The sequence below is a fragment of the Treponema paraluiscuniculi Cuniculi A genome, assembly GCF_000217655.1.
GTDB lineage: Bacteria > Spirochaetota > Spirochaetia > Treponematales > Treponemataceae > Treponema > Treponema pallidum.
In genome coordinates this window covers 27,605-43,030 of record NC_015714.1, presented here as the reverse complement: position 1 = coordinate 43,030, position 15,426 = coordinate 27,605, and the positions used below count along the sequence as shown (strand labels likewise).

General features: G+C 49.7%; 11 protein-coding genes and 1 pseudogene. 5 read left to right on the top strand and 7 right to left on the bottom strand.

What is annotated here, in order from left to right; translation table 11 throughout:
• Positions 1-197 precede the first annotated feature (197 nt).
• From TPCCA_RS00170 to TPCCA_RS00160, 3 genes are read left to right on the top strand one after another with little or no spacing between them, the layout of a single operon-like run.
• Positions 198-1,154 (top strand): metal ABC transporter substrate-binding protein, encoded by a 957-nt coding sequence (locus TPCCA_RS00170; protein ID WP_013944750.1) that lies wholly within the window; start codon positions 198-200, stop codon positions 1,152-1,154.
• A gap of 43 nt (positions 1,155-1,197) precedes the next feature.
• The gene (locus TPCCA_RS00165) at positions 1,198-1,866 is read left to right on the top strand and encodes a DUF1361 domain-containing protein (RefSeq protein WP_013944749.1); all 669 of its coding nucleotides are present in this window, start codon (positions 1,198-1,200) and stop codon (positions 1,864-1,866) included.
• Complete coding sequence (locus tag TPCCA_RS00160) at positions 1,863-2,687, top strand: 16S rRNA (uracil(1498)-N(3))-methyltransferase (protein ID WP_013944748.1); 825 nt, start codon at positions 1,863-1,865, stop codon at positions 2,685-2,687. The genes TPCCA_RS00165 and TPCCA_RS00160 overlap by 4 nt, the downstream gene beginning before the upstream one ends.
• Here TPCCA_RS00160 and TPCCA_RS05165 read toward each other — a convergent pair.
• From TPCCA_RS05165 to TPCCA_RS00140, 5 genes and pseudogenes are all read right to left on the bottom strand, one after another.
• Positions 2,663-2,938, bottom strand: a pseudogene (locus tag TPCCA_RS05165) (hypothetical protein); the annotation flags it as partial. The gene TPCCA_RS00160 and the pseudogene TPCCA_RS05165 overlap by 25 nt on opposite strands.
• Before the next feature lie 63 nt (positions 2,939-3,001).
• A complete protein-coding gene (gene groL, locus TPCCA_RS00155; protein WP_013944747.1) occupies positions 3,002-4,636 on the bottom strand; it encodes a chaperonin GroEL in 1,635 nt (544 codons plus the stop codon).
• A 118-nt stretch (positions 4,637-4,754) separates the two neighbouring features.
• Entirely contained in the window at positions 4,755-6,032 is a 1,278-nt protein-coding gene (gene murA, locus TPCCA_RS00150) for a UDP-N-acetylglucosamine 1-carboxyvinyltransferase (protein ID WP_041610016.1), read from the bottom strand.
• A gap of 108 nt (positions 6,033-6,140) precedes the next feature.
• Positions 6,141-7,559, bottom strand: a complete 1,419-nt coding sequence (locus TPCCA_RS00145; protein ID WP_245522135.1) for a hemolysin family protein — start codon at positions 7,557-7,559, stop codon at positions 6,141-6,143.
• Positions 7,516-8,889 (bottom strand): hemolysin family protein, encoded by a 1,374-nt coding sequence (locus TPCCA_RS00140; protein WP_013944744.1) that lies wholly within the window; start codon positions 8,887-8,889, stop codon positions 7,516-7,518. Before TPCCA_RS00140 ends, TPCCA_RS00145 begins: the two co-directional genes overlap by 44 nt.
• A 72-nt stretch (positions 8,890-8,961) precedes the next feature.
• On the opposite strand from TPCCA_RS00140, the gene TPCCA_RS00135 reads away from it, so the two are divergent.
• A complete protein-coding gene (locus tag TPCCA_RS00135; protein WP_013944743.1) occupies positions 8,962-9,984 on the top strand; it encodes a flagellar motor switch protein FliG in 1,023 nt (340 codons plus the stop codon).
• 28 nt (positions 9,985-10,012) lie between these two features.
• Positions 10,013-13,084, top strand: coding sequence for an insulinase family protein (locus TPCCA_RS00130; protein WP_013944742.1), 3,072 nt, complete (start codon positions 10,013-10,015; stop codon positions 13,082-13,084).
• A 78-nt stretch (positions 13,085-13,162) separates the two neighbouring features.
• Here the strand turns inward: TPCCA_RS00130 and TPCCA_RS00125 are convergent, their stop codons facing one another.
• Both TPCCA_RS00125 and TPCCA_RS00120 read right to left on the bottom strand, forming a co-directional pair.
• Positions 13,163-13,873: a potassium channel family protein gene (locus TPCCA_RS00125; protein ID WP_013944741.1), complete on the bottom strand. Its 711-nt coding sequence runs from the start codon at positions 13,871-13,873 to the stop codon at positions 13,163-13,165.
• A gap of 179 nt (positions 13,874-14,052) precedes the next feature.
• Entirely contained in the window at positions 14,053-15,384 is a 1,332-nt protein-coding gene (locus tag TPCCA_RS00120) for a sodium-dependent transporter (protein ID WP_013944740.1), read from the bottom strand.
• Between the last annotated feature and the right edge of the window lie 42 nt (positions 15,385-15,426).

Below are 15,426 nucleotides of genomic sequence, written 5' to 3'. Positions count from 1 at the left end.
GGTTATACTCTATTTTTATGAATGCAACACTACTGTCTCTGAGAAAAAAGAGACCACAGCTGCACAATGCAAATTGTCTCTCTACCATGGTTTTCGAAGAAATTCCCGTTCAACATCCTAAAAAGGAATTGCATATTTTGCAGAGAGTGTGCGAGTATGCGCCCGTTTGGGGTGGAAGCCCCTTCAAATGAGCCATCATGCAACGCTGCTCAGTAGTTGCCGCCCTTGCGGGGGTGGTTTTTCTTGCACAGGCGTGTTCGCTATCAACACCTTCTCGCATAACCCACACGGATAAGCTGCCTGTTGTGGTGACATTTAATGCTCTCAAAGAGTTAACACAGATGGTAGGTGGAGAAAAAATTCATTTAGTGTCCATCGTTCCTGATGGGGTTGACTCTCACGACTTTGAACCAAAAGCAAAACACATGGCCTTCATTAGTGATGCCAAGGTCATCGTGTATAATGGTCTTGGCATGGAACCCTGGATACACTCGGTACTCCATGCTGCACGTAATAGCGGCAGTATACGCGTAGAAGCTGCGCAGGGCATTGTTCCGCTGAAGGCTCACACACGTGGGCATACGGCGCACCATGCACATGCACATGCACATGCATCGCACGGGTCTGCGTACGACCCTCACGTTTGGCTCAGCGTATGTAACGCTCAAACGATGCTTCGTACCATCGGAAAGGCACTGTGTAAGGCGGATCCGCAGCATACGCGCTTCTACAAAAGGAATACCCGTAATGCGGCCGCACGGCTTGAGGCGCTGTACAAGGAATACCGCTCCAAGTTTGCAGCCTTATCTCATCGATATTTTGTGACCACGCATGCGGCGTTTGGTTACTTGTGCAGGGATTTCGACCTCCAGCAGAAGAGTATAAAGGACGTCTTTAACACAGAAGAACCTTCCATCAAGAGACTCGTAGAGCTCGTCGAATTTAGCAAAAAACACTCAGTGCGGACCATTTTTAGTGAACGTGGTCCTAGTGAAAAAGTCGCTCGCGTTCTTGCGCAAGAGATTGGTGCTTCAGTTGAAACCATCTACACTATGGAAAAAAACGAGGAGAACCTTTCGTACTACGAAAGGATGAAACACAACATTAACAGGATTTATCGTGCCTGTTCAAAACAGGTGGCACCCTCGCAATAACAACCGCTTTGCACATTATGCGTTTTTCTGTACACTCACCGCCATGTACTCTCGCTTAAGGAGGCTTTTTGGCATACGGGGCACGGGGACTCTGTGTGCCATGTCCGTTTTTTGTCTACTTCTTTCCTTTGGAAGGCGCTGTGTGGCGGCGGATAATTTCCTTTCTTTCCTTGTGTGGAATTTGGTTCTTGCCTTCATCCCCTGGCTCATCTCGGCTATCTTGCACGTGCGTCGCTTCGCTGTCCGCAGTGTACAGCTGTTCCTTATGCTGCTCTGGCTATTGTTTTTCCCCAACGCTCCGTACATCCTTACCGATATTATCCACTTGGGAAAGGGTAAGTCATTTTTGCTTTACTATGACCTTATTATTTTACTCGCCTATAGTTTTACTGGTTTGTTCTACGCGTTTGTCAGCCTTCACCTTATTGAAAGCATATTAGCCCGTGATTTTCATATTAAAAGGCCATTCATAATTTCAGTATTTGAATTGTATCTCTGTGCATTCGGTATATATCTGGGGCGTTTCTTGCGCTGGAATTCCTGGGATATTGTCCTACATGGACGCACTATTCTTTCTGATATTGGTATCCGCGTCATCAGGCCAGTGTTCTATGTTGACACCTGGATGTTTGTGTTTCTTTTCGGCACCATGCTCGTTCTTTGCTATCAAAGCTATCGATCATTTCTTACCCACACAAGAAATGACAAATGAATATCGTTCTCTTTGAACAGGAAGAGGTAGTGCACGGTTGCGCTGTACTTTCTTTCAGGGATAGTCGATTTTGCCATATCAGGCGTGTGCTTAAATTGAGTGCGGGAGCCTGCTTCAAAGCAGGGATTATTAATGGAGTGAAAGGTTCTGCGCGCATCTCCCTAGCCACAGAAAAGTATCTCGTAGCCGTTTTTGAAAAACTGGAATACGAAGATTGTGCCCTTTTCCCCCTTCATCTTGTCATAGGGTTCCCTCGTCCCATTCAGCTCAGGCGCATTTTACGCGACGTGTCCAGCCTCGGGATCTCCTCTATCCATCTTGTAGGGACGGAATTAGGGGAGCGATCTTACCTAGACTCAGGACTTGCTCACATGGAAAAAATGCACACGTATCTCATACGCGGCCTAGAACAGGCAGGAGGCACGAAACTTCCCCTCATTACTGTTTCGGAGTCGGTGCGCACCTTTTGCTCACAACACACCCACATACTCGGCGACAGCACACACCAAAAACTAATACTTGATACTAAGAACACCCTAACCGATCTAGGAAGCGCCGCGCTGCGCGGGGATGTACTGTGGATTGCAATAGGGAGTGAGCGTGGATGGACCGAATCTGAACGTTTACTTTTCTCCGCCATGGGATTTAGAGCAGTAGACATGGGAAGACGGACCTTGCGCACAGAGACCGCGGCCTGTGCCGCGTGCGCCGTTGTACTCGCCAACGCGCACGCGTGGAAAAGAAAAATCCCTCGGCCAGGCAAGAGATCTTCGCCCATAAGCCGAAAGAACCCCCAGATCCGGATCACACTCAAAAAGTAAACCAGAAAAGCCTGAGACAGGCCTGAAACAAGGAAACACAACCAAAAGATCCACACCGCACGCGTCAACCGAAAGCCATCGCTCCCGACCGAGGCGCTAAGTTTCAACCTCGCAAACCCAACGCCGACCCCTTGAGGAGACTTCCCAAAAAACCGCGGAAAGAAATCCACACGGAGACCACCGGCGTTGTATACACGGACCGGAAGCGACGCCAGGGGAATTACCCGCACCACACGCTGGCCGAGATCCACGGGAGACGCTCATCTCAAGAGATCATGCCCTTACGTATGACCAATCGACCGGCGCTAACTAGATCAATACATACCTCCCATACCTCCCATGTCAGGAGCTGGCGGTGTAGAGGAACTCTTTTCGGGAATTGCAGCAATTGCACATTCGGTAGTCAACAAAAGCCCAGAAACCGAAGCCGCATTCTGTAGTGCTGAACGTGTAACCTTCGCCGGATCGATAATCCCGACCTTAATCATATCAACCCATTCCATCTTGGATGCATCAAAACCGATGCCACGTTTCTCCTTTGCCTTCTCTGCCACAACTGCGCCATCAATACCCGCGTTCTCTGAAATCTGGCGTATCGGCTCCTCGAGAGCACGACGCACAATCTTAAAACCAACCGCCTCATCTGGAGTCAGTCCACTCAAATCAGCTTTCTCGAGCGCCGCCGCAGCCTGAATAAGCGCTAAACCACCACCAGCAACAATACCTTCCTCTATTGCCGCACGTGTCGCATTTAAGGCATCCTCAACCCGGTGCTTCTTCTCTTTCATTTCCACTTCGGTGACTGCACCAATTTTGATAACTGCAACGCCACCAGAGAGCTTTGCCAAGCGCTCCTTCAACTTCTCACTGTCATAATCTGAAGTCGAGGCCTCTATTTGCTTTTTAATCTGCTCTATACGATCCTTGATATCCTTCGACTTACCCGACCCGTCAATAATCGTGGTATTCTCCTTGTCTACCTTCACGCTCTTTGCCTGACCTAAGAGCGCAATATCCGCGGACTCTAGCTTCAATCCTAAATCCTCGGAAATGACCTGACCGCCCGAAAGAATCGCGATATCCTCAAGCATTTCTTTACGCCTATCGCCGAAACCGGGAGCCTTCACCGCACACGTCTTCAGCGTTCCCCGAAGACTATTCACCACCAGCGTAGCCAGTGCTTCGCCTTCGACATCCTCAGCTATGATGAGCAGCGGGCGACCTGTTTGCGCAATTTTCTCGAGTAGCGGAAGCAAATCCTTCATAGTCGAGATGGACTTATCGTAGATAAGGATGTAGGGATTTTCATACACCGTTTCCATCCTATCTCGGTCAGTGACGAAGTAGGACGAGATGTACCCACGATCAAACTGCATCCCTTCAACGAATTCCGTCACCGTTTCCATTGTCTGGGCTTCGTCAACGTCAATGACCCCGTCATTCCCCACCTTCTCGATTGCGCTTGCCAGAATCCTTCCAATCTCTTTGTCGTTATTCGCAGATACTGACGCTACATGAGCGACTTCTTCATTGCTCTTTATACCCTTGGAATTTTGCTTAATGTCATCGACTGCAATCGCAACTGCCCTATCCATACCACGCTTCAACTCAAGGGGCGTCATACCGGCAGCAACCGCCTTCAGACCCTCACGCACCATCGAATACGCCAATACCGTCGCAGTAGTTGTGCCATCCCCAGCTACGTCGTTCGTCTTCGTAGCCACCTCTTTTAAAAGCTGTGCACCCATATTCTCGAACGGATCTTCGAGCTCAACCTCTTTCGCAACGGAAACCCCATCCTTCGTGACTGTGGGAGCCCCGTACCCTTTTTCAAGCAAGACATTGCGACCCTTAGGACCAAGCGTTACCTTCACCGCACTCGAAATCTGCTCAACCCCGGAAAGCAGCTTCTTGCGGGCTTCCTCATTAAACAGCAATTGCTTCGCCATGCTTCTCACTCCTTAAATGTAAGGTTAACACCTCATATGTAACGGTCCCCGAGGGTACTAAAAAAAAAGATTCTTGGCAACACTTCACATCTTTTCATCAAATTACCGCATAATACGATCAACCCTCTTTCCAAATACGGACACCAATTGCCTGCAAACGCTCCACTAGACGTTCATATCCACGCTCAATTTGATACACGTTACGGATTATACTTACCCCGCGCGCACAACACGCTGCAAGCACCATCGCCATTCCCGCACGCACATCAGGAGATACCAGGTCACTCCCATGCAATGCACTCGGACCTGAAACAAGCGCCCGATGCGGGTCACACAGAATGATACGCGCACCCATGGTAATTAACTTGTCCACAAAAAACATACGCGACTCAAACATTTTCTCATGAATCAATATAACCCCTTCGACTTGAGTCGCCACCACTGTCATAATGCTAGTCAGATCCGGCGGAAATGCAGGCCACGGGCCATCATCTATTTTAGGAATCATACCGCCAAAATCGTAATTTACCCGCAGATCCTGCGACGCAGAGACGCTTACCGCGTGCTCCTGCTCGCTCCAAATTACTCCAAGTTTTTTAAACGCAAAACCTAGTGGACGTAGATCGCGTACGTTCACATCCGAAATCGTCAATGCTCCACGCGTTACTACCGCAAGCCCAATAAGCGAACCTACTTCCATGAAATCAGCCCCAAGTGTGTATGTGGTACCATGCAACGCGCTCACCCCCTCAATTGTTAAAACATTCGATCCGATGCCAGAGACGCGCGCACCCATCGCATTCAACAAATGGCATAGATCTTGCACATGCGGTTCGCTCGCCGCGTTCGTGATTACCGTAACCCCCTCGGCAAGAACTGAAGCCATAAGCACATTCTCTGTCGCCGTCACAGATGCCTCGTCTAAGAAGACGTCACATCCCACCAGCTTATTTGCAGAGAAAGTAAACACCCCATCTAAACGAACTTGTGCGCCAAGTGCGGCAAGCGCAAGAAAATGCGTATCAAGTCTCCTGCGCCCAATAACATCACCACCAGGTGGTGGAAGCACCGCTTTTCTACCACGCGCAAGAAGTGGCCCTGCAAAAAGAATGGAAGCACGCACTTTCTGCGCAGCCTCGCACGGCACCTCGCACGTCTGTAACTGAGGAAGATGTAACATGTACTCATGATTACCACGCCTTTCAACACTCCCACCAAACGCACGAAAGATAGTTAGCATCACCGCCACATCCTCAATGTCGGGCACATTTTGCAGTAACACTGGCTCTTGTGTGAGAACTGCCGCCGCAATACAGGGAAGCACTGCATTCTTATTTCCACACACGCGAATACAACCTGAAACGGGAAACCCACCTTCAACACGATAGCAACTCATGCTCTCACCCCTTTGCGCACACATTCCTGTAGAACACCGATCAACATACAACTTAATTGCACGAATACCGCAAAAGTACGGCCCCCATCCTGTGTACTTACTTAGGCGTCAGCCAACGCTTGACCTACATGCTCGAGTGTCCACGAGGGCAGACACAACATACCGATCGAGTACACGGCGTATCTTAAAACGCAATCCTTCAATTACCAACTCATCCCCTACCGTAGGGAGACGTCCAAAACGTTCCAGGAGTAAACCTCCCACCGTGTGGTACACGCGCGACTGCAAACGCGTACCCAACACTTCGTTAAAATATTCAAGAGGAACCGTTCCTGAACATAAAATCTCATGAGTACCGACGCTTTTCATCTGAAAATCAACACGAGGTTTTGACATTCGCTGCACCATTGACCCATGCACTGTGTATCCTTCTACTCCTTCCGAAACTCCAGCAAGTGAACCAAAAATTACCTCCATAATGTCTGTCATGGTTACTAATCCTTCCCCATCGCCCCGCTCGTCTACCACTAACGCCATCTGCTGCTTTGATACCGAGAGCATATCTAACACTGAAAAAAGGTCAGCTACATTCGGTACACAACACAACTCCCGTGCCAAATCACCCACCCGATGCACCGCAGCTCTGGTGTTCGCTACACATGCCGACACCATCTGATCTGATGACTGCGAGGGTAATACTTTACTTTCCCCAAAAATATCCCAGTAATGTACGAAACCCCAGACGATCCCCGCAGCATCATGCACGAGCAACTGAGAAAAGGAACAGGTACGAAAAGCATCCCACACATGAGATAGTGGTGTATCCTGAAAAACTGACACAAAGTGTGTGCGCGGTACCATAACGTGTGCAAGCGGTATGCGTTTAAACTGTAAAGCGCGCTGGAACAATTGATTTTCGGTTGACGAAATCACCCCCTCTCGTGCCCCAACTGCAATAAGCGTTTTAATTTCTTCTCGCGAAAGACACGTCGTATGACGCGGCAAAAAAATACCCTCCAGCACATGCATCAATGCTGACGACACACACGCGCAGGGGTACAGCAACCAGTAACTCAATTGCAAAAAAGGCGCAATCCACATCAAGAATCCCAGTGAGTACCGTGCACCCAGCGCCTTCGGGAACATTTCTCCACAAAGAATAATCACGCACGTCACCGCAACCAGTGCCTTCCACACCGACTGTGCACCCCACAACTCCATAGAGCCTAACGTCACCACGCTAGAGAGCACCATATTCAGTGCAGTGTTTTGCACAATAACTGTGGTAATCAGCTGTTCGCGCCGGGCCAGAAGCCAGCATAAGCGTTGTGTACAACGTGTACTGTGCCGCTTAAGCTTACGTTCATCGTCTTGGTTCACCGACGACAACGCGCTTTCTGAACCTGCACATAGGGCCGAGCACACAAGTAAGAACATGAGTTCCAATCCTACCAGAAAAGGGTATGCCACGCGCGCTTCCCTACTATCCTTGAAACTCAAACCGAACACGTACGATTCTGCGCACATGCAGTTGTAGCACCACACAACGCCAAGAACCGAATACAACCGTGGTGCCAGGATCAGGGATACACCCTGTATACTCCATGATAAGACCTGCAAGGGTTTCACTGGTACACGAAGAAAAATCGGTGCCGAGTAGATCATTTATCTCATCCAAGCGCAGCGATCCAGGAAATATATACGCCCGTACCCCCGCACGCGTAACCTGCGGACCTGTTGAATTCACAGGGAATTCATGCGTACTGCTCTTAAAAAATGCTTGGTATATATTGTGCTTTGTCACAAGACCTGCCGTCCCGCCATATTCATCAAGCACAATGGCGACTGCGCGTGAGTGTGCGCGCAATTTGTGCTGCACATATGCAAGTCGTGTACATTCGAAGACAAAAACCGGCGCGCTCACATGTTGCATCAGTGTTCCGCACTCTTCTAAATCCCGTCCGTCTACCTCTTCTGAGCACAAGAATTTCTTCACATCGAAAATACCAATTATCCAATCAACACTCCGTTCATACACTGGAACACGCGAAACGCGCATCTTCTGCGCACAGGCAATTGCCTCCGCCAGAGAACTCGCGCGCGGAACTGCAATCAATTGCGCACGACAGGTCATAATATCTCGCGCAGTAAGGGATGCAGAATGCAAAATACGTTGATACAATGCGCGCTCGCGGGAAGTCACAGTGCCATCCGCCTCTCCAGCGTACAGTACGGTGTGCAGGTCGTCATCCGTAACACGCAGCGAGGGAGTGTGGCACGCGACACGCGCAAGACGCAAGAGCGCACTCCGCGCCATACAGAACACCTGTACAAAAGGAGTAAGCATCAAAGTGCTCCACTGCAAGAATCGCGCAGTATGCAGTGCCACTGCGTTCGGCCGGCACAAGGCAAGTGACTTCGGAATAATTTCTCCAAAAAGAAGTGTAAGCACCGTTCCTGCACCGATGCTCCACCCCACTGCGTGGATGCCAAAGAGGGCACGTGCAAAAAGCGCAATGACTGCAGACAACGCACTGCTCGCCAGGGTGTTCCCGATAACCACAGCAGCAAGATAGAAGTTCTTCCGTCGAAGGATACGCATTGCCACTCGAGCGCGAGCATGACGTTTTTCGTATAGGTAGCGAAGTCTTAAGGTATTTAGCGCACAGAACGCTGTTTCCGCAGCAGAGAACAACATGGAAAGCACCAGCAGCACTACCAACACACCGAACGCAGCGGAAACGGAAAGAACACTCACACGTAATTCCCCCGAAGGGCTAAAACACCAGAACCGAAGAGACAACGCCATACATCCTTGGACCCCTCCCCGCTGGAGGGCACCTTTTAAGGTGCTCACGCCCTTGTGTCAAGAGCACACTCTCCACTACAATGAACTGCGTGTCCGGAGACCGCGCGGAGTCCTCTTTCTATGAATAGAACCGAATTTCCTCGTGGCTTAATCAAAGCCACCGTACGTGAACAAGACCGAGGCCGAACCGTTTATAAAAAGATTGCCCAGTTCCTCTCCCTCATTGGAGAAGAGCAGGCGGCGCTGGTGCTCAAGCAACTTGAGCCTGCACAAATTGAGGCGGTGGTTGCCGAGCTCCTGACACTCAAACCCCTCAGTCCAGAAGAAGCGCGTGAGATCCTACGGGAGTTTTCTGCCCTCTGCGCTCGTGTGTCGCCTGTTACCGGTGGACTGCGTGCTGCGCAGTCGATGCTTTCCAAAGCGTTTGGGGAAGAAAAGGCCGATCTTATCTTGAAGCGGGCGGTGCCAGAGGCACAGCCGAAACCTTTTGAGTTTTTGGCTGCGCTTGAAGCCTCCCAACTTCTCCCCCTCCTGGAAGGAGAACTACCTGCCACCAAAACACTCATCCTCTCGCAGCTGCCTCCAAAAAGCGCTGCGCACTATTTGAGTAATATCAGCACAGAGGAGAAGAAGGACTTGATCGTTCGCCTTGCAAAGTTAAAGCACGTTAACCCTCAGGTGCTGCAAGTCATGAGTGACTCCTTGCACAAAAAGTTTGCAGCGCTCCATTTGTCCCAGCGCCGTGATCTTGACGGGCATGCAGTGCTTGCGGCAATTCTCAAAAAGATGGAGCGCGCGACTGAGCATTCAATTCTTCATGCCCTTGCAGAAAAAAATCCAACACTTGCAGCGCGTGTCCGCACGCATCTTTTCACGCTGGATGATATCCCCGCGCTCCCAGATACATTTCTGCAAAAACACCTGGCGTCTTGTTCTGAAAAAACTCTTGCTGCGCTCATCAACACCAATCATCCTGCTTTTGTTCAGAAAATTCTCTCTAATCTCTCTAAAAACCGTGCACAGCTTGTGCGCGATGAGTACGACACGTTCCCGCCTTCAGCGCATGATACGCGCACCATCACTGAGCACTTTTTAGCTACATTGCGCAGTGCCGGCGCGCAACAGCACATTGCTTCCAAATAGCTTGCAAGAAGAGGAGTGAGAATCACCGATGAGTACGCTTCTTCACGGTTTTGAAATTATCTGGCGCCATTCACTCGCTGAGCTTTCGGCAGTGGGTGTCTATGCTCGACACAAAAAAACAGGGCTTGAGTTGTACCACATTCTCAACGAAGACCCGGAGAATTTGTTTGCCTTCTGTTTTATGACGGCAGAAGAAGCAAGTACCGGGGTTGCTCATATCCTTGAGCATTCGGTGCTCTGTGGATCACAGCATTACCCCCTCAAGGATCCGTTCCTCATACTCGCGAAACAAAGCGTGAAAACGTTTCTTAACGCTCTAACCTTTCCGGACAAAACAGTATATCCGGCCTCCTCCTTGGTAGAGACTGACTACTTCGATGTTATGAGTGTATATGCAGACGCAGTCTTTTTCCCCCTGATCGAAGAGTGGACCTTTAAGCAAGAAGGACACCGCTTTGAGTTTAATGAGCACAACCAACTTACCCTCCAGGGCGTTGTACTGAATGAAATGCGCGGTGTGTATGCAGACTTTCATACGCTTGTGTATAAGCACGCAACACACGCGACCACACGTGGCTCGGTGTATGCACACGATTCAGGAGGTCATCCAACAGTTATTCCTCGTCTCACGTACGAATCGTTTAAAGCTTTTCACAAAAAACACTATCACCCGTCAAACTGCAAGCTTTTTCTGTACGGAAATATACCCACCGAAAAACAGATGGCATTTATTGAGGATAAATGCCTTTCAAAATTTTCTGCCCGCAAAGCGTTGCCCCCCATCCCCCCTATCCCTGCATATCAAAGCCCCCGTACGTACACCGGGTACGCACCGGCGAGCGAGGGGATGGATTTAACACGGTGCGCCGTATTGCTCAGCTGGTTACTCCCAGAATCAGACAAGGCTGAACAGTTAATGGACGTGTTTTTGCTCGAACACGTTTTGCTCGGTCACGATGCTGCTCCCCTTGCACAGGCACTGTTAGAATCAGAACTCGGTGAGGATTTATACGCATATAACGGCAGTCACATCGATCTAAAGCGTATGCTTTTTTTTGTAGGTATGACTGGGGTGCAGCATACACAGGTCGATGCACTAAAGGCATGCGTGTTTGAAACACTAGAGTCGCTTGTTGCGCACGGCATCCCTCCACAGGAAGTGGAAACAGCGCTGAATGCACTCGAATTTTCAAATACTGAAGTACGCCGCTCTGACGGTCCTTTTTCTCTCGTGCTCATGCAGCGTTCGCTGCGTGGATGGTTGCACGGTGCAGGTCCAGAAAGTTCTTTGCGTTATATCCCCGCACTGCAGGCACTGCGTGAAAAGGTACACCACCATCCACACTACGTGGAAAATCTCATCCTCACGCACTTGCTGCGTAACCCACAGTACACGGTACTTTCGGTACACCCAGACCCAGACTTCTCAAAAAAACTTGATGAGCAATTAGAAAAATACGTACAGGATTTCTCCCGTACACTCACGCAGCCAGCAGCGGCACGCCTCCGAGCTGACCAAGAATCACTGCGTGTACGACAGACAACACCCGATCCGGAGGAACTCCTTGCGTTGCTCCCCCATATAAAGCGGGAACAACTGCCAGTCCCCACCCCAGAACTGAGCGAAACCATGCAGTTTTTTGGTTCTGTTCCTGTTCTCGTGCATGAGCTTGCCACGAACGATATTACGTACTTACACCTTGCAATCCCGGCAGATATGCTCAGTGTAAAAGAAGCACAACTTCTGCCACTGTATGCCTACGCACTGACAGGTATGGGAACTGAGACACATCATTGGAGTGTGGTATCTGCCGAGATTGCCCGTCTCACCGGGGGCTTTGCCGCCCGCTGTATAGTAGCAGGCGATCAGGGAAGCGAGATACTCCCCTTACTGAGGGGACAGAACACACTGCAACGCAGCGATATAGTCGGGCGAGCGTGGCTAGTTGTCAGCGTAAAAATGCTGTCGCGCTTTATCGTACAGGCGATTTCGTACGTGTGTGCACACGTGCGCAGTCTTTCTTTTACAGATACACGACGGTTAAAAGACATCCTTGCACAATATAAAAATGACTTGGATAGCGCTGCCATGCATTCAGGACATTCCATTGCACTTGCAAAGGCAAACGCTCGCGTGAATGCAGCAAAGGCCGTAGAAGAACTCTGGACTGGAGTCACGCAGATTCGCTTGGTACGTGCTTTGTGGACAGAGTGTACAGAAACCGTTGCCTCCCCTTCGCTGGCAGCCAAACTCAAAGCGCTGCATGAAAAACTGCTCACTGCAGGAGTGATCGGATGTGTATGTGGTACAGAAACATCGTTACACACAGCGCTAGATGCATTGGCAAAACCTCTGGCGTGTTTTCGTGCACCGCTATCCACTTATTTTATCCACCACACCTCTGCGCCCACAGCGCACGAACAACAGATACCCTCCGCTCACGGTGTGCTCTTTCAAGAGGCCCTGCAGCACATGCGCACCCGCAATATGCTGACGCTGCTTCCAGCCCCTGTGCAAGTGGGTTTTGCAGCGCTGTCCCTTGCACATCCACGGCTTCCTTTAGAGAGACGCGGGGTAGAGCAGGTGTTTGCCCGATATCTAAGTACTGAGCCGTTTTGGGAAAAAATTCGAACGATAGGTGGTGCTTACGGTGCATTCACCCTGCCAGATCCAGTACATGGCATATTTTCCTCACTAACTTACCGCGATCCAAATCCGCTCCACTCCCTTGACGTGATATTCAAGACGATTGAGCACCTGCACGCCGATCACAAGGGCACCTCCAGTCTCTTTAACCAGAAGACGATGGAACGTCTAATCATAGGAGCGTACAGTACGGCGGTAACTCCTGAAACACCGGAGCATAAAAGTTTTGCGAGTTTCCTGCGCTTTCTCAACGGAACGACAGAAACAGAGCGTATTGCGGCTATTGAGCATATTCTAGACGCACGGGTAACAGACATGCACTTGTGTACCCAACTACTCTGGGCGCAGCGCACGTGTGCCGAAGCTGCGGTGGTAAGCACTGCAACCTCTGTTCGGGAAGCGGCAACGCTTGAGCCTTATTTTTCAAAACTTGAAGCTGAGCCCCCTCTCTAAATATTCCCCTTTACGTAGACATGTGCGGGAAAAGGGAAGATTACACGCGCCTACTCCCGTGCGCGGAATATTGGGAAGTCAGCTGGTAAGGAACCATTGTTTGAAACAGTCGCTGAAGCTATGGGTATGTGCCAACTTGTCCTGCGACTGTGCATAGATGTCTTTGTGAGAACCGGCAACGAGCAACACATCGTTCGCTTCAAAGCAGTATTCAGGATCATTGATAAAACAAAAATCCTCTGCATCGCGCTTACGGATAGCAATGATATTAAGAGAGAAGTTTTTGCGCACATCCACTTCACGCAAAGTTCTTCCCACATAGTCCTCGTGCACAGCCATTTCCGCAATTGCCAGCTGCGCAGAAAGTGGCATAAAGTTGAAAAGAAGATCGAAAGCAATCATAGGAGTGACTTTTTTAGCCGCCTCCCGGTCCGGGAGCACTACGTGCGTAGCACCAACGCTCGAGAGGATATGCCCTTGTTCAGCGCTGTATGCCTTAACTACGATATCTGCAATTTCTAATTTTTTTAAAAACGTTGTTATCATGATTGATGATTCAATTTTGACCCCCAGATCAACAACCGCTGCGTTGATATCCTGTGGAATCATCTTGCACAGAGTGAATTCGTCCAACACATCAATTGCGCGCACGATTCTCACCCTGCTACGGTAGGTTTCAACGAGCGTTCGATCCCTGTCCAGGAGGACTATATTGTTAGTGAGCTTGAGCAGCTCCTTTAGCATGCTAAGACCGAAGTCTCCAAGTCCAATAAGAGCAAATCTTTTCACGCGCAGCTATCCCCCCTCCTATAACTGGAGCCTCACAAACTGAGGAGTACGGACGTGTCAACATATCCCCGGCACGACACCTCTCCACCTGCGATCCCTCTCGTCAACGGTTGTGTCGACAATTTGCAAAGAATATATTTACCCAACTGTGGGTTTGGCCGCTTTTGCGCGTCATCACACTAAAAACCACCGAACATCACCCCAAGCACCATAATCATTACACAAAGCCCCAAATACACGTACCGCATATACGGCGTGAACCATTTACCCAACGGACCGCGTGCACACCGGTTGATAGCTACACGGCAACGCTCTGCACCATATACCCAAAATATCATCACGCTCCCCATAAGGGCAGATAACGGAGATAGTATAACCACCACTATATCTGTAAACGTTTCGAACACTCTCATCGAGGCATTCAGAGGAAGAGATACAAACGCAACCACGAGTGCTAGTGACCACGTCAGCGTTCGGCGCCCCACTGTACACGTGTGCACAAAAGACTCGAGTATTACTTCTAACATAGCAATTGCAGAACTTAACGCTGCACATAGTACACACAAAAAGAATAACACACTTATCATCACCCCCATCGGTATCTGCGAGGCGACACGGGTTATTGTTACAAACAAAAACTCCGGTCCACTGCTGACGTCCATACCTAAAACCCACGCACTCGGAATTAAACATAATGCGGACATACCTGATGCCAAAAAATCTAAGGTCACTGTCTGAAATGCAGTACGCGGTATGTCCACCGTATCTGGCATGTAACTGCCATATAAAACCATAGCCGCGCCCCCCAAACTGAGACTAAAAAACGACATGCCTAATGCATACAACCAGAGTCTCGGATTGCACAATGATGAAGATTGAAATGCCAACATTCTACGCATACCTATCCACGCGTTAGGAAGAGTAAATATATATCCTGTAATAAACGCAAGGACACCGTAAAAAAGTACCATCATTATAATGTTTCCTCGCTCCACCCCCTTTTGCACGCCCACACTCACTACACACGCTGTGAGCGCGATAGCTGCAAGCGTCCACGGCACATTCGCACTTGTCCCTGCAACCTGGTAAAACAGGTCGTGCGCCTGAGTACCTGCAAGTGCATTTGTGCACGAAAGTACTACATAACGCAAGATCCACCCTATAATCACTACATAAAAAGAGCAGGTAGCGAGCAATACTCCTACCGGAAACCACCCGCTACCTCGTAGTGCTCGTAAAGAACACGATGGGTGTGTTTCACACACACGGGCAAACGCACGCACAGGACCGCAGCGCAGTGTCTTTCCAAAAGCATACTCCCCCATCAGTCCAAAACGGGAAAGACCAAATAGAAAAATAAAATACGGAATTAAAAACGTCACACCACCAAATTCCACCAGGCGTCCAGGGAACAACCACACGTTTGCAAGCCCCATTGCCGCACCGACACAAGACAACACCACGCCCACATGACTGTTGAATAACTCTCGTCCCTGTTTCCTACGACTCATATCCTACCCGCTCGTCTATTCCTTTTTACAAGGGACAAAAGG